The following is a 20,349-nucleotide window of genomic DNA, read 5'->3' on the forward strand; positions in this document are numbered from 1 at the left end:
CCGCACCCGGCAACAATGAGCTGCAATCAATGTCCGCGCATGCGGCCAAACAACCCTGCGGGCTTCTGTGGGGCGGTGGAGGGCGGTGGTGCATCCCCCGCCGGTTCGGCGTAACCGGTAGCGAGGTTGGCGTTGATGAAAGCGTTGACCTCATCAACCGATACGCCACTGGCCTCGGCAATTTCAGTGACGTTGGCTGGTCCTTTCATCATCACGGTGGCAATGCGGAAGTGCTTGGGGTATTCGCGCTCGGTCTGCGGCCATTTCTTGAGCTGGTATTTGCCGGAGGTCGCCGCATCCGACAGCAGGCCGCCCAGCCATTGCAGGCGCGATAGAGGCTGCGCAGCCCCCAGCTTGGCGGCCTCGGCGGTCCATTCGGCAGTATCCAGCGGAACAAAATCAGCGGCCTGCACTTCACCTTCAAAGCAGACAGCAAGCGGTTTCAGGGTGGCCGAACCATGCCAAACACCTGCATTGGCATCGATCAGCAATGCAGGTTGCTGCTCCCGCTGCAAGCGAACCGGTTTAGACAAGCGATGTGGAGTGAGCCAGTGCTGCAGACTACGAATGACAGGCTGCTCTGGAGTGATTGGCTCCGGTTCCGGCTCTGGCTCTGGCTCTGGCTCTGGCTCCGGCATCGGTATCGACTCAGCTGCCGTCTCTGCCATGGGAGTGGTTGCAATGGCTGCTTGCGCAATCTCCGGACGGGCATCTGCGGAGGATGATGGAAGGTCAGTGGCGATTTCGCTTAACAGTACAGTCAGGTCGTTGGCACTGATCGGGTGTGGCAGGCGGTAATCGGTCTGCTGGCGATCAACCGACGAAAGTCCAATGACCTTGCGCCCCATCGAATGCAGCCGCAGCCAGCTCATCGGCCCGTACAAGCTGTCCATGTCGATCAGAACGTAGTCGGCGTTATCACCGTCGACCAAAGTCCAGTGATGGCCGGTTTCGGCATTGGCAATCTTGAAAGCCGATTGCACTTCGGCTTCCGTTTTGCGATCCATTCCGGTGGTACCCAGGGTCAGCGCCATCATCGTTTCCTGTGACTTCCGTGGGCAGTGTTGCCAAGCTGCGGCTCCACGTCAATGGCAAGAGGTCATGGAGTTGTGCTCACGACCGCTGCAATGGTGCAATCGGTGACCGCCGTGGGTGTTTGGGTAATTGCGCGCGCAAGAAAGCCATCTGGTCGGCCAAGATATTGCGATTAGACAAAATCAGGTGCTCAACCCAACTGGGGCGATAAGGAATGGCGAGCAGGGGCATCTGCGCTTGCTGCAGCGTGCGGCTGCCCTTGCGGGAATTGCAGTGCACGCAGGCAGTGACGACGTTTTCCCAGACATCGCGGCCTCCTTTTGAGGTGGGTTGCACATGGTCGCGGGTGAGCGCATGGCGTTGGAATTGACGGCCGCAATACAGGCACAGGAATTGGTCGCGGGCAAATAGCGCCAGATTGGTCAGGGTTGGCGTAGGATCCATCGCCTGTGGGCGCACATGCCCACGCGCGGCGATGATGGGGTGCAGCAGGATCTGGCTGCGCAGGCCGCTGTTGCGATTAATGCCGCCATGCACGGCAAGGCAGGGTTCGCCCAGCGTCCACGCCACGGCATTCCGGGCATACAGACAGGTCGCGTCTTGCCAGCTGAGCCAGTCCAAGGCGCGGCCATGCGCATCCAGACCAAGAAAGCGCAGAGCCGGCGCAAAGGCAAGTGCCGGGTTGCCTGCGGCAAGGGAAACAAACCCGTCCGCGCACAGGTGAGCGGAATCATCGCCGGTATGGGCCGGGCGTACGAGCGCTGTATCGGTCTCCATCGGGAAACCAGCTTATACGCTTTTGATGACGGTTTGGATATGGCGCTGGCCGTCATCCGCCCTGTGGGGCCCTTCTCCCCACACGCAACGCGGGGAGAAGGATATGCGGCGGTTACTCGGCGCCGAAGCCTGCATCCGGCAATGCCATCAGCGGGCTGGCACCGGCTTCGATGGCGGCTTTGTGGGCCAGTGTGCGCGGCAGCATGCGGGCGAAGTAGAAGCGGGCGGTATCGCGCTTGGCATCCTTGAATGCTTGCGGTTTGCTGGTGGCATTGACGGCGGCCACGCTGCGTGCCCACCAGTAGGCCAGTACCACGTAGCCGGAATAGAACAGATAGTCGGTACTGGCAGCGCCCAATTCGTCCGGGTTGCTGGCGGCGCGGGTCAGGGTGTCGATGGTGAGTTTGCCCCATTCCTGGCATTTGCTGCGCAGGGGGGCAATGAATTCGGCCAGCGCCGCATCGCCTTCATGTTGCTTGGCGAAGGCTTCCACTTCGCCGAGGAACAACTTCAGCCCCGCGCCTTGGGTGGCGGCGGTTTTGCGGCCGATCAAATCCAAGGCTTGGATGCCGGTGGTGCCTTCGTACAAGGTGGTGATGCGGGCATCGCGGGCGTATTGCTCCATGCCGTGCTCATGGATGTAGCCGTGGCCACCGAAGCACTGCAGTGCGTTGTAGGTGTTCTCAATGCTCCATTCGGTCAGGCAAGCTTTGGAGATCGGGGTGAGGAAGCTGACCAGGGTATGCGCACGTTCGCGCTCGGCCGGGTCGCTGGCGTGTTCGGCCACATCCAGCAGCGAATAGGCGTGCAGACTGAGCAAGCGGCCACCTTCCACCAGTGATTTTTGCGACAGCAGCATGCGCCGTACGTCGGGCTGCACGATGAGCGGATCGGCCGGTTTGTCGGGGCACTTCGGGCCCGTGAGTGAACGCGATTGCAGGCGTTCACGGGCATAGCGCAGCGCGTTCTGGTAGGCGCGTTCAGACAGGCCGAGGCCTTGCACGCCCACGCCGAGGCGGGCCGAGTTCATCATCACGAACATCGCCTGCAAGCCTTTGTGCGGCTCGCCCAGCAGATAGCCTTCGGCACCATCGAAATTCATCACGCAGGTGGCGGAACCATGAATGCCCATCTTGTGTTCGATCGCGCCACAGCGCACGGCATTGCGCGCGCCCACGCTGCCATCGCGGGCTACCTTGAATTTGGGCACCACAAATAGCGAAATGCCTTTCGCGCCGGCCGGTGCATCCGGTAGTTTGGCCAGCACCAGATGGATGATGTTGGGCACCAGATCATGCTCGCCGGCGGTAATGAAGATCTTGGTGCCGGTGACGGCATAGGTGCCATCGGCCTGCGGTTCGGCGCGGGTCTTGAGCAGGCCGAGGTCGGTGCCGCAATGTGGCTCGGTCAGGCACATGGTGCCGGTCCACTGGCCGGACACCAGCGGCTTCAGAAATACGTCCTGCTGCCAAGCTTCGCCATAGGTTTCCAGCGCCTTCACCGCGCCATGACTGAGCATAGGGAAATTGCCCCACGCCAGATTGGCAGAATCCACCAGTTCGGTCAGCACCCCGCCCAGCAGCGCGGGCATGCCTTGGCCGCCATGTTCAGGGGCATTGGTCAGGCCGGTCCAGCCACCCTCGACAAACGTATCGAAGGCTTGCTTGAATCCGGGCGGCGGGGTGACATCGCCGGTGGCCTTGTCGAAGTTGCAACCGATCTCATCGCCAATTTTGTTGAGTGGTGCCAGCACCGTTTCGGCGAAGCGCGCCGCTTCCTCCAGCACCGCATCAGCCAGTTCACGGTTGACGTCGGCAAAGCCGAGCTTGGCGCAATGCGCCTCTGCACCGAGTACATCAAACAGGGCAAAGCGCAGATCGTCGAGGGGGGCTTTGTAAGTGCTCATGACGGGTGTCCGTGCAGATGCAGGCCGACGACCGGCCTGCAGGGATTTTCAGCATACTGCTGCGTATGTTGAGCGAATACTCTAGTTCGGGAAATCGCCTTAGCGCAGCGCCCCGGGCAGCCCCGGCACGGGCGATAGCGCGCTTTCGCGCTTGATGTCCCACGACTTCTGTTTGCCGTCTTGCGGGGTGGCGGCCAGACTGCCGCTCAAGGTGTACGCCAGGCCGCGGCCGTCGGCCAAAGCGCTGGCGATGCGGGCGCGACCGGACGGCAGGGGGGTGAGGATGGCGTTGACCACATCGGCCGATTCCGGACCGATGTCCAGCCCCGGCTGCACCTCGAGTTTGGCGGCCGGGCCGTTGTCAAAGCGGATGTCCAGCGAGGCTTTGTCAAAGCGCATCGCAATGCTGCTGTAGTTCTGCAAGCGCAGCTGTACATCCCATTGGCCATCGCTGCGCACGGTGAGCTGTTGCAGGCTGGCGGTGGGTTCGGAAACGCGCCGCACCGGGCCGCTGCTGCATGCCGCCAGCAGGAAAGAGAGTGCTGTGATGCTGGCAAACCGACGGATCATGTGTACGCTCCGGGGGGAATCCGGCAAGCATACCCGCCGATCAGTACATCCATCAGAAGCCTTGGTCATTAGCAACCGGCAATTCGCGGATATACAAATCCTTGGCCGCGATATAGGCCTCGGCGAAGCGATACGCTTCGCGACCCATATCGATACGCGCCTCCTGACTCAGCGGCTGGCTGCCATTGGCGTGCACCAATTGCGCGTACAGGGTCAGGGCGATGTCGTGGATGTCCATGTTCAAGTGCGTTGTGTTGGGTGATGCGAGCGAACATACACCCCCACGCCGGTACAGGCGAGGGGGGGCTGCAGTCATGCCGCCGCAGCGGCCTGTCCCGCGTGTCGCCAATCGCGCCAGCCTTTCAATGCCAGCACCACAAATCCGGTGTACAGCATGGCAGTGACATGCAAATCTTTATGCAGGTACATGCCGATATAGACCACATCCACCGCGATCCACATCCACCACGCGGCGATGTGACGACGGTTTTGCCACCATTGCCCGACCAGACTGAACGCCGTCAGGAAAGCATCCAGCCACGGCAGCGATGCGTGGGTGAAGGTGTGCATGATGTAGCCCAGTGCAAAACCACCGAGCAGACCAATCATCAGGTGCAGGCCGGCCAGGCGTGGAGCCAGGCCGGCCACCTGCACATGGCCAGTACTGTCCAGATGGCGCAGCCAGCGTAGCCAGCCAGAAATCAGCATCGCCACGTAAGCACATTGCAGCAGCACGTCCGAATACAACCGGGCGTCGATGAACACCCAGATGTACACCGAGATCGACGCCAGCCCCACCGGATAGCACCATGGGCTGCGCCGCGTGGTCAGCCAGACCGCACCGGCGCTGAGGCACGCAGCGAAGATCTCGTGCAGTGGCATTACATCGCCACCTGCACTGTCAGCCACACCGTGCGTGGTGCGCCGGGGAACAAGTAACTGTCACCGTCGGAGCTGCCAGTGTCGCGCCAGTAGTATTTGTTGAAAAGGTTGTCCACGCCTAATTGTGTGTTCAGCGTTGATTCGCGCCACTGCCTACGCCAGCGCAGGCCGGCGTTGAACACGTCATAGGCGGGTGCGCGTACTTGCCCGGTGGCTGTGGCCGGGTTGGAGGAGACATGCCGCCAACCGCCTTGCACGTCCAGTTGCGGCAGCAGGCGGTAGTCCAACTGCATGCTGCTGCGCAGGCTGGGCACATTGGCGACTTGATGACCCTCGAATGCGGGTGTGCCAGTGCCTTGTGCGCGTGCGCGGATCAGCGCCACGCTGGCGTTGACGTTCAAGCGTGTGGTGATGCGTCCGTTGGCGGAGAATTCCACCCCGCTGTGCACTTCATCACCCTGCTGGACGAAGGTGTAACCGGCGCTGCTGGTATCCGGCTGCGCGTATTGATACGGCTGGCGAATGCGGAATACCGATGCGCCAAGATCCAGCGCATCCTGCCAACGATATTTCACGCCCGCTTCCAGTTGGCGTGACAGGCGCGGCGCGAGCAGTTCACCGTCGTTGCTGGTCCAGAAGGGGGCCTCCTTGCCCAATGCAATGCCGTCGCTGGCACTGGCATACGCGGTGAACATGGCACTGGGCTGCCACAGCAGTGCCAGTTGCGGCAGCGTTTTGTTGATGCGCGTGGTGCGTATCAATTTGCCGGAGCTTTTCCATGCGCGCTCATCCAGATGGACAACACTGGCGCCGGCGATCAATTGCCACTGCGCGCTCAGTTGCATGCGATCGAGTGCAAACAACGAGTGTTGCCAGCCATCGAAGCGGCGTACCGGGTTGCCGGGTTGATTGGGTGAAGGCGCGTACACCGGTGGTTGCACGTCATTGATATTGGCGGTACCCACGTAGTCGTACACGTACGGACGCCGAGTAATGGTGCGATGGAAACTGCTGACACCCATGCTCACGTCGTGCTGGAATGTTTCGCCAAATTGGCCTTCCAGCACCGCGCGCGCTTGGTCGGAAACGCGGGTGTCGTCGGGACTGCGATAGTCGTAGATGTCGTAATCGCCATTGGGTGCGAAGAAGTTGCCTGGCACGGTTCCGCTGGCGCACGCCACTGCGTAGTAGCAGCCGTAAGCGAAGGCGACGTTGTCATCGATCACGCTGCGACTGCGGCCGGCGCTGACGCGCAGTTGCCAATCCTGATTGAAGTTGTGGCGCAAGCGCGCACTGAGATTGTGCGAATGGATGCGCACCGGTTGCTGCCACGGCTGGTACCCCAGCAGCTTTTTCGGATCAGGATTGCCGGGCAGCTGGCTGCCACCCAGCAGCATGTAACCCGAGGCGGAACGCTGGGCGCTGGCTTGGGTGTTGGCATCCAGCTCCAATGTCGTGGTATCCGAGAATTTCCAGTCGGCGGCCAACGCAACCAAGCCACGCCGACCATCGGCATGTTCCACATGCGCATGCGCGGCATCCCACACCACATTGGCCCGCAGGCCAAACGTGGGGCTCAACCAACCGCCTGCATCCAGGGCGGCATAGCGTGAGCCACGCGCATCGGTGCCCAGCGTTAACGTGCGCACCGCTTCCGGGCGCTTGCTGATGAAGTTCACCACGCCGCCGGGTTCCACCACGCCAGCACTGATCCCCGCCAGGCCCTTGAGAATTTCGACTTGTTGCTTGTCTTCCAGTGCGATGATTTGTTCGCCAGTGGCGGCCAAGCCGTTGATGCGGTAGCTACTGCCAAGATCCAGCGGATAGCCACGAATCGCGATGTTCTGGTAATAGCCCAGCGGTGCATAGTTATCCCCCAGGGCCGCGTCTTCACGCGCCAATTCGGACAAGGTGCGGATATGGCGGTCGTCCAGTCGACTGCGATCGATCACATGCAGCGTGGCCGGCGTGTCTTGTGCGCTCGATTTCCCCCAGGCATTGCTGCCGGTGTCGCGCGCAGCATCCTTGGCATCGCCAACCACTTGCACGGCGGCCAATTTGGTGATCTTGCGATCAGTGGCGTCGTGCTCGTCAGCTGGCGCAGCCGTGGCCAAAAGCGGCAACAGGGCAAGCAACAGGGGGGTGGGGGAAAGTTTCATGGTTGGTCGTCGGCAATCGTCTGATGGAGGGACGAAGCGACGACGAACACATCATGCTGGAAGCATCCACATGCCGGTGGCATGTGCGTGGCCCTGCACAAGGCATGGCCAGACTGTTCGAATCAAGCTCCCTACGCCGGTGCAAACCGGATCAGGTTCCAAGGGACTCTCTCAGCCCGGCAACGCCGGGCACCCCCGCTTCATGGCGCGCATTGAACCACAGTGCAGCGCTTCAGGCCAGTGCGGGTGCAAGAGCCGGTGCACGAATGACATCCAGCAACTGCAGCCCCGGTGCGCTGTCAAACCAGGCAGCGTGGCCCAGGAAAAACGCTGACCATGCCAATTCAACATCAGCGGATTTACGTGTGATGGCGTGGAAGTACTCCACTTCGGAGAGGGCAAAATCCAGATGTACCAACGGCAGCAACTCGGCCAGCAAGCTGCGTTGTCGTGGCGAGAGCGGCAATACCTTCACGTAGCCTGCAATCAATTGCAGTGCAATGTCCGGATAGATCGCATGCATGCCCTGCTCCAGTTGCAACCATGCAATCGCATTGCGTTCGATCGCGGTGGCAAGATCGAACAGGGCAAAGGTTGGGGCACACAGCCCGAAGTCGAGAATGCTGCTGACCTGGGCAGGCTTGCGCACTGGTTGCCAGAATAAATTGGAGACATGCCAATCACCGTGCGTCCACAAGCGCGATTGGTGGAGCAGTTGTGGCTGTAACCTGGCGTGGCGCGGCAGTAGCGCACTGATTTGCCTGCGCCAATCGCGCATGTGCAGTGCCTCGGCCAGTGCCGGGCGTGCTGCGCAGCGGGCTTCGATGGCGGCGATCAAATCCGGTGCGCGCAGGAGCGTGTCCTGGGCAACGAGCAAAGTGGTGCTGCGCATGGGGGCATCGAAATCTGCCGCGGCGACATGCAGCTGCGCCAGCATTTGCCCTGCGCTGTGCGCATGTTCGAGGGAAAATGGGGGTGTCCACGATGCGGTATTCCGATAGACATCCAGACCCGTGGCCAGCGTGTGCACTTCATATGTCCACTCGCCGCTTGCAATCGCGGTGTGGCCGTCGGCATCGGCAAGCACGGTCGGGACCGGCAGCCCGTGGCTGTTCAGGTGGGTGATGAAGGCGTGTTCTTCGCGCAAGGCTTGTGGCGTGCGCACGCGACCATGGTGCCGCTTCACGAACACATCGCTTCCGTTGGTGTGCACACGTGCGGCGGCGGAAAACGGACGTGGGCTGTGCCAGTCGATGCGCACCCCGCCGCGTAACGCCGGAAAACGATCCAGCAGCGCATGTACTTCTGTGACATGCAGTGCCGGCCAATCGGGGGTCACCACATCGTGGTTCCAGCCGTGGCTGCGGTGGGGTGGGGTGTGCATGAAGGTGCGCGCGATGAGTGATTCGTGATGTGGCAAGGATACGCCCACAACAAGCAAGGCCCGGACATGCCGGGCCTTGTGTGGCTTCATGCAGCAAAGCAGTCGCGCGTTACCAAATCACCACTTGCTGATCACCACTGCGCATCATCGGGTCACCGGCTTTGCAACCGAAAGCCTGGGCGAATGCGGGCATGTTGCTGGGCGCGCCAATGGCACGGAAGTTGGCTGGTGCGTGCGGATCGGTGGTCAGGCGCACATTGAGTTCTTGCGGAGTGAAGTTGCGACGCCACACGGTGCCCCAGTTGAGGAAGAAGCGTTGGTCGCGGGTCAGGCCATCGGTCTTGGGATCGGGCTTGCCCTCGGTGGCTTTCAGCATCGCGTCATAGGCGGTATTGATGCCGCCCAAGTCGGCAATGTTTTCACCCAAGGTGAGTTTGCCATTGACGTGTTGGCCGGGGCCGGCCAGATAGCCGGAGAACTGAGCGATGAGTTTGTCGGTACGCCCACCAAACCCTTTGGCGTCTTCCGATGTCCACCAGTTTTCGAAATTTCCGGTGGGCCCGAAGCGGCTGCCTTGGTCGTCGTAGCCGTGGGTCATTTCGTGGCCGATGACCGCACCGATGCCGCCGAAATTGGTGGCATCATCCGCCTTGGGATCGAAGAATGGCGGCTGCAGAATGGCCGCCGGGAACACGATTTCGTTCTGTGACGGGTTGTAGTAGGCGTTGACGGTTTGCGGGCTCATGCCCCATTCGGTCTTGTCCACCGGTTTGCCGATCTTGCCCATGGCCCATTGGTAATTGAATGCATTGGCGGCCAGCACATTACCGATATAGCTGTCACGCTGGGTAGCCAAGCCTTCCCAGCTGCGCCATTTATCCGGGTAACCAATCTTGGGGGTAAAGCTGGCCCACTTGTCCAATGCCTTTTTCTTGGTGGCATCGCTCATCCACGTCAGGTGTTCGATGCGTACCTTCAGGGCGTCACTCAAATGTTTGACCAGTTGCTCCATGCGCGCCTTGGATTCGGCGGGGAAGGCGACTTTGACGTAAAGCTGGCCCATCGCTTCGCCGGCTTCTTCTTCAATCGTGCCCAGCACGCGCTTGCCGCGTTCCTTCATTTCCTTTTGGCCACGCAGCGTCTTGCCATAGAAATCAAACCGCTCATTGGCAAAATCGTCCGACAGATACGGCGCAGCACTGTCGATGGTGTGGAAGCGCAGATAGCTTTGCCATTGGGCTGCGGGCACATCGGCCAGCATCTTGCTGACTTCCTGGTGGAAGGCGGGAATGGCCAGCGAGAACATCTTCGGCACGGCCACGCCCTGTGATTCGAAGAACTTCGTCCACGGGAAGTTCGGGGTCAGCTTGTCGGCATCAGCCGGGCTGATCGGGTTGTAGAACAACGACACATCACGCGACATTTCTTCGCTGGATTTGGACACCTTGGCCAAGCGAGTTTCAAATGCCACGACATCCTTGGCCTGGGTAGCAGCATCGGCTGCGGGCACGCCGGAGAGCGCCAGCACCTTGGCCACATGCGCTTGATAGGCGGCCAGTTTGTCGGCTTTGTCCTTGTCGAAGTAATAGCCGCGATCGGGCAAGCCCAAGCCACCTTGCGCGGCGTAGGCAATGTTCATGGTGGAGTCCTTGAAATCGGCTTCCGGGCCAAACCCGAACAGGATGTTTTCACCCTTGGCTGCACTAGCGCGCAGGTAGTCGGCGATCTTGGCCTGACTATCCAACCCGGCAATGGCATCCAGTTGCGGTTTCAGCGGGGTCAAACCCTGTGCATTGATCTTGGCCGCATCCATGCCGCTGGCCCAGAAATCACCAATCAATTTGTCTACACCGCTGGTATTGGTTTTGGCTGCAGCTTGTTCGGCCAGTTGCCGTTGCACACCTTGCGAGCGCTCATCCAGCATTTCGAATGCGCCCCAGCTGCTGCGATCGCCGGGAATGGTATTGGCCGCTAGCCACTTGCCGTTGACGTAACCGGAAAAATCCGTGCATGCGCTCTTGCTGGTATCCAAATCAGCGGGCAAGAAGCGATTGACCGGCGGCAGCTTGGCTTCATCCAAGGTGTAAGGAACTGCCTCCGGTTTGACCGGGACGTTTGCGCTGGCGGGCTTGTCGGCAGGCTTCTGGCAGGCCGACAAGGCGGCTGCAATCGACAGCGACAGCAGCAGGGTTTTGGGGGCGTTCACGGCGATGGCTCCGGTGAGGATGGAAACAAGGGACACGGCACTGGGCACGCGTTGCGTGCACTGTAAACATTGCGGTTGGGCGCGGCGGGTGCCGGAGGTCATGCGCCGGCACCCGCATCTGGTGGGTGCCGGCTCAGGGCAAATAGCGCGGGTCGGTCAGCTTCATCTCGGTCAGCGGGCCGTATGCCTGCATCACGCTGCGGATTTTGGCCGCGTCGCCGATGGCAACGATGACCACATCCGCAGAGTCGGGAAACACCTTCCGCGCGGCGTTGATCTGCTCCGGGCTGGCAGCAGCAATGCGGCCGAGGTAGCCGTCGACTTTATCGCGGTTATCCCCGTAAATCGCCATATTGGCCAATTCAGCGGCCAGTTGTGACGAGGTTTCCAGCCCCGGTGCAAATTGCCCGGCGATGTAGTGCTTGGCCGAGTCGATGGCCTGCGTATCCAGAGGCTGTTGGTGCAGCAAATCCAAGGTGCTGAGGGCCAGATCAATCGCGGCCTTGGTGGAATCGGTTTTGGTGTAGCTGGTGATGGCAACCGTACCCGGCAACCGGGGACGCTCCAGTTGCGAGGCTGCGCCATAACTCAGCCCTGATTTGATGCGCAGTGCGGTATTGATCATCGAGGTAAAACGCCCGCCAAACACGGTTTGCACCACATTTTGTGCGGCTTCGTCGGGGTCGCCGTGGCGAGTGCCGAGATTGGCCAATGTGAAATAAGTTTGGGTGGCGCCAGGCTTGTCGACCAGCAGCACGCGGCGACCGTTGCGCGGTTGCGCGGTAGTCACCAATGGCAATGTTGCATTGGCCTTGGCCCAGTTGCCGAAGGTGGCCTGAACTTGCTTGCCGATCACCACGGGGTCGAAGTCACCGGCGATGGCAATGATCAGGCGATCGCCGCCCATTTGCTGATTGCGAAAGGCTTTCAGGTCATCCAGGCTGATCTGCGCCAGGCTGGTTTGGTCGCCATCGGCCGGACGCGCATACGGATGCTGCTGGAACAGCCAGGCATTGGTGTAATTGCGAATCAGGCCGCGCGGATCCCCGTCCTTGGCACTGGCGATGGCGTCGATGGCGCGCTTTTTCAATTTGTCGAATTCGGCCGCATCCAGGCGTGGCCGTAGCAAGGCATCGCCCAGCAGCGACAGCATCAAGCCCGAATCCTTCGACAGAAATTGCGCATTGGCCACGATCGCCTCTCGCGAGCTGCCAAAACTAAGACTGCCGCCGGCACCATCCACGGTTTGTGCAAATGCCAGCGCATCGCGTTCGCCCGCGCCTTTCTCCATGAGGTCGGCCAGTAGCGAGGCGGTGCCTTCCTTGCCCGCGGTATCGGCCAGTGATCCGCCGCGCACCAATACCGAGGCTGCAATCATCGGTACGTCGTGGCGCGGCATCAGCAAGACGGTGGCGCCATTGGGCAAGATGGTCGTGGTGTATTCAGGCAGATGCACGCCAGTGCCGGTGGTGCCAGCCTGTGTGCTCAAGCTGATGCAAGTGGCTACAAGCAAGGTGAACAATCGAGGCAGGCGGCTCATGGGTTGGCCTCCTTGCGGGCCGTGGCTTGTGGGGTAGGTACCACCCAGCCGACGGTGCGGTTGGATTTTCGCAGAATTTTTTGTGCCACCGCCTGCACATCCGCAGCGGTCACTGCGGCATAGGCAGCGGGAGCATCAAACAGCTTTTTATAGTCGCCGTAAAACGTCTGATAGTCGCCGAGTGCCTGTGCCTTGCCATTGATCGTAGCCATGCCGCGCCAGAACGCAGACAGCTTGAGGTTGCGGGCTTTTTCCATTTCCGCGTTGCTTACACCATCGCGGACCAGCTTGGCCAGTTCGTCATCCAGCATCGCCTCGGCCTTGGCTGAATCCCCACCGGGCGGCAAGGCCGCATACACCCACAGCAGGCCGGGGTTGTAGCCATTCTCGACAAATGCACCGGCATCCACCGCAGCCTGTTCTTTTTCCACCAGTCGTTGGTGCAGACGGGAAGACACGCCTTGCGCAAGGATGGTATTCAGCAGCGCCAGTGCCGGGGTGTCCTTGCCGCCTTCGTTGGTGCCGCTGTGATAGGCAAAGGCGACAATCGGGGTTTGCGCATCGGGGCGTTCCAGCAGCAAGCGACGTTCGCCGTGTTGCTCCGGCTCAATGGTCGTGATCTCGCGCGGAGCCGGTTGGCGTGCAATCGGTGCGAGATATTTGTCAGCCATCGCAAACACCTGCGCAGGCTGCACATCACCGGCAATCACCAGCACGGCGTTGTTGGGCGCGTAATACGTCTTGAAAAACTGCTGCAAATCCGCCTTCGTCCAGCGTTCGATGTCGGACGGATAGCCGATGGTCGGGAACTGGTAGGGATGTGCGGTAAACGCGGTGGCCTGCATCTGTTCGATCAACGAGCCGAAGGGCTGATTGTCAACGCTGGAACGACGTTCGCTATACACCACGCCGCGTTCGCTTTCGATCACCTTGTCGTCAAATGCAAGATGCGCAATGCGGTCGGCTTCCAAATCGAAAATGGTTTCCAGCGCGCTGCTGGGGAACCAGTCGGTGTACACCGTGCGGTCGTTGCTGGTACTGGCGTTGTTGCTGCCACCGGACGCTTCCATGATGCGATCGAATTCGCCGGGCGCGCGACGGCTGGTGCCGTTGAACATCATGTGTTCGAAAAAATGCGCCAGCCCGGTGATGCCGGGGTATTCGTTGCGGCTGCCGACTTTGTAGAAGGTGTAGAAATTGGCATTGGGGATGTCGTGGTCAGGCCAGACGATGATTTGCAGCCCATTGGGCAGCGTTTTGCTGACGATCGCTTCGCTGCCCGGCACTTTGGCCGCAGTGGGCGCAGTGGCAGCGGAGCTTGTGAAACTTGTGATGCCAAGCGCAAGCGCGCAGGCAAGGGAAAGAATGCGCATGAAAATATCCGGTGATCGAACCTGTACAGCATGCCGGATTGTGATGGCGGCCGGTACCTGCCGGAAGTCGGGGTCTGCGCTACTCTGCACCGGTCATCCTCCAGGAGCAGTTGCATGGAAGTTCATTTTCACGGTGCGGCGGGTGATGTCACCGGCTCGATGCACCTGATCGAAGCGGCAGGCAAGCGCATATTGTTGGACTGCGGCATGGTGCAGGGCAGTCCGGAGGCGGATGCGCGTAATTTTGCGCCATTTCCATTTGACGCTAGCCAGATCGACGCGCTGATCCTCAGCCATGCCCACATCGACCATGTGGGGCGCGTGCCGCGGCTGACCTTGGCGGGCTTTGATGGCCCCATTTTCACCCAACGTGCGACCGCGGATTTGTTGCCGATCATGCTGCTTGATTCGGCGTCATTGCAGGAAAACGAAGCCGAGCGCAGCAACCGCAAGCGCAAACCGGGGCAGCCCAAAGCGGTGCCGCTGTACACCCGTGACGATGTGCGCGATGCGCTGTCGCAGTTGCATCCGTTGGACTATGCCACGCGCACGCAGATTCTGGAGGGCGTTGAAATTGCCTTCCGCGATGCCGGCCATATTCTCGGCTCGGCCATCGTGGAGCTGTGGGCCGACGGCAGGAAACTGGTGTTCTCCGGCGACTTGGGGATGCCGAATGCGCCGATTTTGCGCGATCCCACACCGGTGGCCGATGCCGACCTGCTGTTGATGGAGTCCACCTACGGCAATCGCAATCACAAGCAGCGCAGCGAAACCGTCCTTGAGTTGAGTGAAATCCTGGAGGCCGCCTGGCGCGACCACGGCAATGTGCTGATTCCCGCGTTTGCGGTGGGCCGCACGCAGGAGTTGCTGTACTGGTTTGCGCGGCACTGGAATGATTGGGATATGTCGCGCTGGAAGATTTTCCTGGATAGTCCGATGGCTTCCAAAGTGGTGCAGGTGTACGACCATCACCATGAATTATTTGACGCCGAGGCGCGTGAAATCTGGCGCGGGACGCCCAACCCATTCCGCTTGCCCAATCTGCGCGTCACCCAAACCGCCGAAGAGTCGATGTCGATCAACCGCATCCACGGCGGGGCCATCATCATTGCGGGCAATGGCATGGCCAGTGGTGGCCGCATCCTGCATCACATGCGGCAATGCCTGCCCAAGCGGCAGACGCGCATGGTGTTTGTCGGCTATCAAGCCGAAGGCACGCTGGGGCGCAGATTGGTGGATGGCGCGCAGTGGGTACGTATCCACGGCCACGACGTGCGCGTCAATGCACATCGGCATACCGTGGGCGGGCTGTCTGCACACGCCGACCAGCAGGGCTTGCTGGACTGGTATGCCGGATTCCGGCCTTCGCCACCGTTGGCACTGGTGCATGGCGAAGATCTGGCCCGTGAGGCGCTGGCCGGCGAGATTCACGAACGCTTTGGGGTGCAGGCTACGCTGGCGCGACCGGGGATGACGCTGGAGGTGTAGGCGCGTCAGCGCCGCTTCGCGCCACCGGCGGTGGACAGCAGTACCAGCCCGCCTACCAGTCCCATGTTCTTCATGAATTGCAGTAATTGCGGGCCCATTGCCGCGCCCGAAAAATGCCAAAACGGGTGCGATAGCGCGGCATCCACCAATAGCAAGATCGCCGCGATCAAGGTCATCACCCGCAACTGCCAACCGGCCGCAATCAACACCCCCAGCAGCACTTCGCCGGCACTCATCAGCAAGGTCATATTGCTCATCTGCACGCCGTGCAGCGCCTGCCACAGGCGAAAGCCGCCCATCACGATAAACACGCTGGCCAGCAGCCATTGGGCAATTCGAACTTCAAGTTTCATGTGGGTGTCAGAGAGTCAGGGCGAGGGAAGGGGGCAATCGCCGCAGAGTGCCATGCTTGGCGGGACTTGAAAACCACGGCGCATGCAGCCATCGCGGCAGAGCATCGTGAACGGAAAATTCATCTGCGCCGGCAGGCGTGGCGGGTTTGGCGTAAACTCCGCCACATTCTGCGCACGCCTGATCGTTATTCCCGGTCACGCCCGCCGCCTTTGCGGCTCGTTTTCCCCACACGCCTTTCGTCGCGCAGACACGGCCCGGAGTTCCGGCGTCGTGCCATCTGCAGGCTCGTGCGTGGTTTCTTGGGAATCGCACGGGTTCGCCCACGCCTTGCGCGTGGCTTTGACACCCCGGAGTTCCCGATGTCGTTTGAAACCCTTGGCCTTGCGCCTGGCTTGCTGCGCGCGCTTGCCGATAATCACTACACCACCCCCACCCCCATCCAGGCACAAGCGATCCCGCTGGTGCTGGCCGGCCACGACGTGCTGGGCGGGGCGCAAACCGGCACCGGCAAGACCGCCGCGTTTGGCTTGCCCTTATTGCAAAAATTGGCCGAATTGCCCAAGCCGCAAGGCGTGCATCGTCCGCGCGCGCTGATTCTGACGCCTACCCGCGAACTGGCGGTGCAGGTCAGCGACAACCTGCGCAGCTATGCCAAATATCTGCGTTTGAACGTCACCGCGTTGTTCGGCGGAGTAGGCATGCAGCCGCAGATCGATGCGTTCCGCCGTGGCGTGGATGTGCTGGTGGCCTGCCCGGGCCGCTTGATCGACCATCTGGAGCGCGGCACCTGCAAGCTGGGTGACGTGCAGATACTGGTGCTGGATGAAGCCGATCGCATGCTCGACATGGGCTTTTTGCCGTCGATCCAACGGGTGATGAAGCACGTGCCGCACCAGCGCCAGACCTTGCTGTTTTCGGCCACGTTCGAGCCGCGCATCAAGGCGCTGGCACTGGACTTTCTGAAGGACCCGCAGCAGGTGCAGGTGGCGGCGCAGAACACCGTGATCGAAACCATCAGCCACCGTGCGCACCCGGTGGATGGCAACAGGAAGCGTGACCTGCTGGTGCAGATTCTGGCGCAGCGCCACACCGAACAGGTGCTGGTGTTCGGCAAGACCAAGCACGGCTGCAACCGTTTGGCCGAACAACTCTGCGATGCCGGTTTGCCGGCACTGGCGATTCATGGCAACAAGAGCCAAGCCGCACGCCAGAAAGCGCTCAACGAATTCAAATCCGGCAAGACCCGTATCCTGGTGGCCACCGACGTGGCCGCACGCGGGTTGGATATTCCGCAGCTGCCGCTGGTGATCAACCACGACTTGCCGATGGTGGCGGAAGACTACGTGCATCGCATTGGCCGCACCGGCCGCAACGGTGCTACCGGCGAAGCCATTTCGCTGGTATCGCCGGACGAAGCGCATTTGCTGCGCCAGATCCAGAAGTTGCTCGGCCGCGACATCGTGATGGACACTGTGTCCGGGTTTGTGCCTTCACGCGCAATCCGCAGCGATGCCAAGCCGTTCGACAATGCCCCGCGTGGCCCGCGCCCGGCTGCGCGCAATCGTCGTCCGCACGGCAAGCCGCGCACGCTCGAAGCGCATGCCCATGCCCACACTGGGCCAAAGCCGGCGCAGCGCGACAGTCAACGCGATAGCCAGCGCGGCCCGCGCCAAGGTGATCGCCGCAGCGCGCGCTAACACCAGGCACGGATGGCAGTTGGGCGGCTTTGGCATTGGTGCTACTGTCGCCCGCCATGATCGGCAACCATCGAGGGTAGGTAAGACGTGACAGCGAACCAACGTGGCGATAACCGCTGGTGGCGGCCGCAAGTTTCGGTAGAGGTGCTGATTGCGCTGGTCAGCGCCTATTTTCTGTTGGTGACCAATGGCCCCTTGTGGGCGGCGGTGCGTGCCGGTACCAGTTCGACTTCCGTGATGTTGTCGCTGGGTGTGGCGGTATTCGCCCTGCATGCGTTGATCTTTGGCTTGCTGTGCTGGGGCTGCTTGGCGCGGCCGCTGTTGGCGCTGTTGCTGGTCGTCACCGCGCTGGCACATTGGTACATGACCCGCTTTGCCGTGGTGTTTGATGCGGAGATGATCCGCAACGTGCTGCATACCGATGTGGCCGAAAGCCGCGAGCTGATGACGGTTGGCATGCTGTTGCATGTTGTGTTGTTGGGCATGGCGCCAGCCGTATTGGTGCTGCTGACCCGCAGCAAGCCGCGTAGCTGGAGGCGCGGTTTGCTGGTGCGTGGCGGGTTTCTGCTGGCGATGCTGCTGCTGGCCGGTGCGGCGGTGGGGATGTCTTCGCAGGGCGTGTTTGCGCTGATGCGTACCGACAAAGTGTTGCGCTACAAAATCACCCCGGGCAACTACATCGTGTCACTGATCAATGTGATCAAGCCTTCGAAGAAAGCCAGCAGCGGCCCACGCCAAGTGGTGGGTGCCGATGCCAAGCGGCCTGCCGCGGCGGCGACGCGCAAGCCACGCTTGCTGGTGTTGGCAGTGGGTGAAACCGTGCGCGGCGATCATTGGGGGCTGAATGGTTATGCACGCCAGACGACCCCGGAGCTTGCCAAGCGCAATGTACTGAATTTCCCCGACGTCACCGCCTGCGGCACCAGCACCGAAGTCTCGTTGCCGTGCATGTTCTCACCGCAAGGCCGCGAGCATTACGACCGCGATGCCATTCGCGGGCATGAATCGGTATTGGACGTGGCTGCACGCGCCGGCGTGCAAGTGCTCTGGCGCGATAATCAATCCGGCTGCAAGGGCATTTGCATCGGCGTGCAATCGCACACCATGGGCCCGGACGATGCCGCCAATTTGTGCGCGGCCGGGCGTTGCTTCGATGAAATCCTGTTGTCGGGTTTGCAAGCCAAACTGGATGCCATGCCGGGCGATGTGATCATCGTGTTACATATGCTGGGCAACCATGGGCCGAATTATTTCGAGCGCTACCCGCCCGCATTCGAGCGCTGGACACCCGTCTGCAAAACCCCTGAGCTGAGCCGCTGCACGCAGGCTCAAATCGCGAATGCCTACGACAATGCGATCCTGTATTCCGATAGCGTGCTGGCGCATTTGATCGACCTGCTGCAAGCGCAAACCCAGCGCGATGCGGCAATGTTGTATGTATCTGACCATGGCGAATCGTTGGGCGAATATGGACTGTATCTGCATGGTGCGCCGTATGCCATCGCGCCCCGGCAACAACTGCATGTGCCGCTGACGCTGTGGCTATCGCCCGGGTTTGCCACCGATACTGGCCTCGATATGGCGTGCTTGCAGAAGGTGGCGCAGCAGCCAGCCAGCCACGACAATCTGTTCTCCACCGTGCTGGGCGCGTTTGACGTGCAAACAGCGGTGTACCGCAAGGACAAGGATTTGCTGGCGAGCTGCCGGCAACCTTGATGCATCGCATATCTGCTGCGTGGCTTGCGCAGCAGATCAATGGCTGCGATGGATGGCCTTGTGCGCCAGTGCTGCCAAAGCGTGTGTATCGGCATCCACGCTGTCCAGCGCGGCCTGCATGCTGGCCGCAAGTTCTTGCAGGCGCGCCCGGCTGGCCGGCACTCCCAGCAACGCCGGGAAGGTAGCTTTGTCTTGCGCCTGATCCTTGCCGGTGGTCTTGCCCAAGGTCGCAGCATCACCTTCGATATCCAGCAGATCATCGCGAATCTGAAACGCCAACCCCAAGGCGTCGGCATAGCGATCTAGCGCCGCACAGCACGATGCGTCGGCATTGGCCGCCAATGCGCCCAGCCGCACCGCGCAGCGCAGCAGTGCGCCAGTTTTGAGTGCGTGCAGACGTTCGAGTTCAGCGAGTGAGAAGGGAAGCGGAACGAAGCCATAGTCATTTTTCGGACGAACAACACCAGCGGTAGAATCATCCCGGTCGGATACATGACGCTGATCTCCTTTTGTTCTTCCTCCAGTTGCGTCGATATCCAGCGCCTGCCCACCGCACATGCCAGCAACACCACTGGCGCGGGCCAATTCGGCAAGCATTGCCACGCGCTGGGGTGCATCCTGTGGCGCGTTGGCCAACACGTCGAAGGCCAGCGTTTGCAGTGCGTCACCGGCCAGTATCGCAGTGGCCTCATCGAACGCCACATGCACGGTGGGCTGGCCACGCCGCAGGGCATCATCATCCATCGCCGGTAAATCGTCGTGCACCAGTGAATAGCAGTGGATCAACTCCACTGCGGCCGCAGCGGCATCCAGTGACGCGTCTGCGGCACCCAATGCGGTGCCGGTGGCGTACACCAGTAAGGGGCGCATCCGTTTGCCGCCTTTGAGTACGGCATGACGCATCGCAGCGTGTAGCCGTTGCGGCGCCACGGCGGGGTCTGGTAGGGCGTTGCTCAGGGTCGCATCAGTGCGCCGGATCCACTCTGGGAATGCGGACTCAGGCATGGTCGCCGGCTTCAAAATCGGTGGCAGCCTCGGGCTTGGCGGGATCGCTGAGTTGACGCACGCGCAACTCCGCCTGTTCCAGCGCCAGTTGGCAATGCCGATACAAGCCGACTCCGCGCTCGTAGGCGGCCAGCGATTCCTCCAAGTTCATGTCGCCGGCTTCCATCGTGCCAACCAGTGCTTCCAATGCGTGCAGCGACTGTTCAAAGTCGGCTACGGGGGAGGGTTCGGATGCAGGTTTCTTCGTCATGGGGGAA

General features: G+C 61.2%; 17 protein-coding genes and 1 riboswitch. Of the genes, 3 read left to right on the plus strand and 14 right to left on the minus strand.

Translation table 11 applies throughout. The features are described 5' to 3' along the window. Positions 1-26 precede the first annotated feature (26 nt). From K7B09_RS04085 to K7B09_RS04135, 11 genes are all read right to left on the minus strand, one after another. On the minus strand, positions 27-1,034 hold the full coding sequence (locus tag K7B09_RS04085) for a hypothetical protein (protein ID WP_223627040.1): 1,008 nt from the start codon (positions 1,032-1,034) through the stop codon (positions 27-29). A gap of 79 nt (positions 1,035-1,113) precedes the next feature. Continuing rightward, positions 1,114-1,812 carry an HNH endonuclease gene (locus K7B09_RS04090; protein ID WP_374348318.1) on the minus strand — a complete coding sequence of 233 codons (699 nt, stop codon included), beginning with the start codon at positions 1,810-1,812 and terminating at the stop codon, positions 1,114-1,116. Positions 1,813-1,924: 112 nt separating this feature from the next. Beyond that, positions 1,925-3,718, minus strand: coding sequence for an acyl-CoA dehydrogenase C-terminal domain-containing protein (locus tag K7B09_RS04095; RefSeq protein WP_223627042.1), 1,794 nt, complete (start codon positions 3,716-3,718; stop codon positions 1,925-1,927). Between the two features lie 99 nt (positions 3,719-3,817). Next, positions 3,818-4,288: a putative periplasmic lipoprotein gene (locus K7B09_RS04100; protein WP_223627045.1), complete on the minus strand. Its 471-nt coding sequence runs from the start codon at positions 4,286-4,288 to the stop codon at positions 3,818-3,820. Between the two features lie 52 nt (positions 4,289-4,340). Further along, entirely contained in the window at positions 4,341-4,526 is a 186-nt protein-coding gene (locus K7B09_RS04105) for a hypothetical protein (protein WP_223627047.1), read from the minus strand. A 74-nt stretch (positions 4,527-4,600) separates the two neighbouring features. After that, a complete protein-coding gene (pnuC, locus tag K7B09_RS04110; RefSeq protein WP_223627049.1) occupies positions 4,601-5,170 on the minus strand; it encodes a nicotinamide riboside transporter PnuC in 570 nt (189 codons plus the stop codon). Continuing rightward, positions 5,170-7,329, minus strand: coding sequence for a TonB-dependent siderophore receptor (locus K7B09_RS04115; protein WP_223627052.1), 2,160 nt, complete (start codon positions 7,327-7,329; stop codon positions 5,170-5,172). The genes pnuC and K7B09_RS04115 overlap by 1 nt, the downstream gene beginning before the upstream one ends. A gap of 111 nt (positions 7,330-7,440) precedes the next feature. Next, positions 7,441-7,536, minus strand: a riboswitch (TPP riboswitch). 25 nt (positions 7,537-7,561) lie between these two features. Next, positions 7,562-8,713 (minus strand): phosphotransferase enzyme family protein, encoded by a 1,152-nt coding sequence (locus K7B09_RS04120; RefSeq protein ID WP_223627055.1) that lies wholly within the window; start codon positions 8,711-8,713, stop codon positions 7,562-7,564. Between the two features lie 109 nt (positions 8,714-8,822). Beyond that, the gene (locus tag K7B09_RS04125) at positions 8,823-10,940 is read right to left on the minus strand and encodes a M13 family metallopeptidase (RefSeq protein ID WP_425507842.1); all 2,118 of its coding nucleotides are present in this window, start codon (positions 10,938-10,940) and stop codon (positions 8,823-8,825) included. A 112-nt stretch (positions 10,941-11,052) separates the two neighbouring features. Continuing rightward, positions 11,053-12,459, minus strand: a complete 1,407-nt coding sequence (locus K7B09_RS04130; protein WP_223627060.1) for a M16 family metallopeptidase — start codon at positions 12,457-12,459, stop codon at positions 11,053-11,055. Beyond that, the gene (locus K7B09_RS04135) at positions 12,456-13,832 is read right to left on the minus strand and encodes a M16 family metallopeptidase (RefSeq protein ID WP_223627062.1); all 1,377 of its coding nucleotides are present in this window, start codon (positions 13,830-13,832) and stop codon (positions 12,456-12,458) included. The genes K7B09_RS04130 and K7B09_RS04135 overlap by 4 nt, the downstream gene beginning before the upstream one ends. 114 nt (positions 13,833-13,946) lie before the next feature. Here K7B09_RS04135 and K7B09_RS04140 point away from each other — a divergent pair, with 114 nt between their 5' ends. Next, on the plus strand, positions 13,947-15,320 hold the full coding sequence (locus K7B09_RS04140) for an MBL fold metallo-hydrolase RNA specificity domain-containing protein (protein WP_223627064.1): 1,374 nt from the start codon (positions 13,947-13,949) through the stop codon (positions 15,318-15,320). A 5-nt stretch (positions 15,321-15,325) separates the two neighbouring features. Here K7B09_RS04140 and K7B09_RS04145 read toward each other — a convergent pair whose 3' ends face one another. Continuing rightward, complete coding sequence (locus K7B09_RS04145; protein WP_223627066.1) at positions 15,326-15,673, minus strand: hypothetical protein; 348 nt, start codon at positions 15,671-15,673, stop codon at positions 15,326-15,328. Positions 15,674-16,033: 360 nt separating this feature from the next. Between K7B09_RS04145 and K7B09_RS04150 the strand changes: the two genes are divergently transcribed. Beyond that, positions 16,034-17,371 (plus strand): DEAD/DEAH box helicase, encoded by a 1,338-nt coding sequence (locus tag K7B09_RS04150; protein ID WP_223627069.1) that lies wholly within the window; start codon positions 16,034-16,036, stop codon positions 17,369-17,371. Between the two features lie 87 nt (positions 17,372-17,458). Beyond that, positions 17,459-19,087, plus strand: coding sequence for a phosphoethanolamine transferase (locus K7B09_RS04155; RefSeq protein ID WP_223627071.1), 1,629 nt, complete (start codon positions 17,459-17,461; stop codon positions 19,085-19,087). A 36-nt stretch (positions 19,088-19,123) separates the two neighbouring features. Here the strand turns inward: K7B09_RS04155 and K7B09_RS04160 are convergent, their stop codons facing one another. Then, a complete protein-coding gene (locus K7B09_RS04160) occupies positions 19,124-20,092 on the minus strand; it encodes a polyprenyl synthetase family protein (RefSeq protein ID WP_223627073.1) in 969 nt (322 codons plus the stop codon). Next, positions 20,085-20,342 (minus strand): exodeoxyribonuclease VII small subunit, encoded by a 258-nt coding sequence (locus tag K7B09_RS04165; RefSeq protein ID WP_223627075.1) that lies wholly within the window; start codon positions 20,340-20,342, stop codon positions 20,085-20,087. Before K7B09_RS04165 ends, K7B09_RS04160 begins: the two co-directional genes overlap by 8 nt. Positions 20,343-20,349 lie beyond the last annotated feature (7 nt).

The organism is Thermomonas beijingensis, assembly GCF_020034655.1.
Classification (GTDB): domain Bacteria; phylum Pseudomonadota; class Gammaproteobacteria; order Xanthomonadales; family Xanthomonadaceae; genus Thermomonas; species Thermomonas beijingensis.

What these genes read in the sequence shown, in the direction of transcription:
- K7B09_RS04085 (WP_223627040.1), bottom strand. Translation starts at nt 1,034, where the DNA reads ATGGCGCTGACCCTGGGTACCACCGGAATGGATCGCAAAACGGAAGCC.
- K7B09_RS04090 (WP_374348318.1), bottom strand. Translation starts at nt 1,812, where the DNA reads ATGGAGACCGATACAGCGCTCGTACGCCCGGCCCATACCGGCGATGAT.
- K7B09_RS04095 (WP_223627042.1), bottom strand. Translation starts at nt 3,718, where the DNA reads ATGAGCACTTACAAAGCCCCCCTCGACGATCTGCGCTTTGCCCTGTTT.
- K7B09_RS04100 (WP_223627045.1), bottom strand. Translation starts at nt 4,288, where the DNA reads ATGATCCGTCGGTTTGCCAGCATCACAGCACTCTCTTTCCTGCTGGCG.
- K7B09_RS04105 (WP_223627047.1), bottom strand. Translation starts at nt 4,526, where the DNA reads ATGGACATCCACGACATCGCCCTGACCCTGTACGCGCAATTGGTGCAC.
- pnuC (WP_223627049.1), bottom strand. Translation starts at nt 5,170, where the DNA reads ATGCCACTGCACGAGATCTTCGCTGCGTGCCTCAGCGCCGGTGCGGTC.
- K7B09_RS04115 (WP_223627052.1), bottom strand. Translation starts at nt 7,329, where the DNA reads ATGAAACTTTCCCCCACCCCCCTGTTGCTTGCCCTGTTGCCGCTTTTG.
- K7B09_RS04120 (WP_223627055.1), bottom strand. Translation starts at nt 8,713, where the DNA reads ATGCACACCCCACCCCACCGCAGCCACGGCTGGAACCACGATGTGGTG.
- K7B09_RS04130 (WP_223627060.1), bottom strand. Translation starts at nt 12,459, where the DNA reads ATGAGCCGCCTGCCTCGATTGTTCACCTTGCTTGTAGCCACTTGCATC.
- K7B09_RS04135 (WP_223627062.1), bottom strand. Translation starts at nt 13,832, where the DNA reads ATGCGCATTCTTTCCCTTGCCTGCGCGCTTGCGCTTGGCATCACAAGT.
- K7B09_RS04140 (WP_223627064.1), top strand. Translation starts at nt 13,947, where the DNA reads ATGGAAGTTCATTTTCACGGTGCGGCGGGTGATGTCACCGGCTCGATG.
- K7B09_RS04145 (WP_223627066.1), bottom strand. Translation starts at nt 15,673, where the DNA reads ATGAAACTTGAAGTTCGAATTGCCCAATGGCTGCTGGCCAGCGTGTTT.
- K7B09_RS04150 (WP_223627069.1), top strand. Translation starts at nt 16,034, where the DNA reads ATGTCGTTTGAAACCCTTGGCCTTGCGCCTGGCTTGCTGCGCGCGCTT.
- K7B09_RS04160 (WP_223627073.1), bottom strand. Translation starts at nt 20,092, where the DNA reads ATGCCTGAGTCCGCATTCCCAGAGTGGATCCGGCGCACTGATGCGACC.
- K7B09_RS04165 (WP_223627075.1), bottom strand. Translation starts at nt 20,342, where the DNA reads ATGACGAAGAAACCTGCATCCGAACCCTCCCCCGTAGCCGACTTTGAA.